Below are 236 nucleotides of genomic sequence, written 5' to 3'. Positions count from 1 at the left end.
CACCAACCACGATTTACTGCCTGACGTACTGGCCATCAACAACTCGTTGTACAACCTGTTCTCATGTCAGATAGGGGCACGAGCCCGTATATTCCAGCCGGAGTATGGGGCCTCCCTTCTCACTTATCTACAGGAACCAATCGATCAAAACACTGCGGATAAGATTCAGGTCGGCTTCATTCAGGCGATAGCCCGCTGGGAACCCCGCATTCAGCTCGACATGAGCAACACATGGG

Annotated in this window: 1 protein-coding gene; it reads left to right on the top strand. The window is 52.5% G+C overall.

Features of this window, described 5'->3' with window-relative positions; translation table 11 throughout:
* Nucleotides 1-16: 16 nt before the first annotated feature.
* Nucleotides 17-236 (top strand): GPW/gp25 family protein (locus tag AC1RPN_RS09225; RefSeq protein WP_481763884.1); only part of this gene is annotated, 220 nt, incomplete at its 3' end.

It is taken from the genome of Dellaglioa sp. CoH-57-MRSF-20 (assembly GCF_056781955.1).
The sequence above is the reverse complement of the archived record's forward strand: the minus strand, read 5'-3'. Positions and strand labels throughout refer to the sequence as shown.